The sequence below is a fragment of the Alcanivorax sp. HI0044 genome (assembly GCF_001634945.1).
Genome location: NZ_LWEZ01000579.1, coordinates 1 through 1,053, shown reverse-complemented (window position 1 = coordinate 1,053; position 1,053 = coordinate 1). Strand labels below are relative to the sequence as shown.

Sequence of the window (1,053 nt, the reverse complement as noted above, 5' to 3'; positions counted from 1 at the left end):
CAAGCGCGTGCTGTCGGTGGACAAGGCCAACGTGCTGGAAGTCACCGAACTCTGGAAAGAAGTGGTCACCGAGGAGGCAAAGGCCTACCCGGAGATCGAGTTGTCACACATGTATGTGGACAACGCGGCCATGCAACTGGTGCGTGCGCCGAAACAGTTTGATGTGATTGTCACCGGCAATTTGTTTGGTGACATTCTCTCCGATGAAGCCGCCATGCTCACCGGCTCCATCGGGATGTTGCCCTCCGCGTCACTGGATGAAAACCGCAAGGGCTTGTACGAACCCTGCCACGGCTCGGCACCGGACATTGCCGGCCAGGGCATCGCCAACCCGCTGGCGACCATTATGTCGCTGGCCATGCTGATGCGTTACAGCCTGGAGCGTGGTGATGTGGCTGATGCCATTGAAGCCGCTGTAGAGCGTGTTCTTGATCAGGGGCTTCGTACTGCGGATATCTNCACTGAGGGCACTCGCAAAGTGGGCACCGAAGAAATGGGCAGCGCCGTTGCGGATGCTTTGTCACAAGCATGACAGAGGCATGACGCACAGGCGCAACACGCGCATTGATTCACTGATAGAAAGGGCAACCCTTTCAGGAGACAGTTTCTAATGAAGAAAGTCGGTTTTGTCGGCTGGCGTGGCATGGTGGGTTCCGTACTGATGGAGCGCATGACTGCCGAAAATGATTTTGCAGATATCGAACCGGTCTTTTTCTCGACCTCCCAGGTTGGACAGGCTGGCCCGGACGTGGGCAAGGATATTCCGGCCCTGGGCGATGCCAAGAATATTGATGAACTGAAAGCGCTGGACGTGATCGTGACCTGTCAGGGTGGCGATTACACCAGCGAGGTTTACCCCAAGCTGCGCGAAGCGGGCTGGGATGGCTACTGGATTGATGCAGCATCCACGCTGCGTATGCAGGACAACAGCGTCATTGTGCTGGATCCGGTGAACCGTTCCGTGGTGGATTCTGCTCTGGACAGTGGCACCAAAGACTTTGTGGGTGGCAACTGTACCGTGAGCCTGATGTTGATGGCTCTGGGCGGATTGTT

At 56.6% G+C, this 1,053-nt stretch carries 2 protein-coding genes; both read left to right on the top strand.

Features of this window, described 5'->3' with window-relative positions:
* Nucleotides 1-532 (top strand): isocitrate/isopropylmalate family dehydrogenase (locus A3730_RS06975; protein ID WP_255364207.1); only part of this gene is annotated, 532 nt, incomplete at its 5' end.
* Nucleotides 533-610: 78 nt separating this feature from the next.
* The coding region (locus tag A3730_RS06970; RefSeq protein ID WP_156501018.1) for an aspartate-semialdehyde dehydrogenase at nucleotides 611-1,053 on the top strand (443 nt) is incomplete at its 3' end.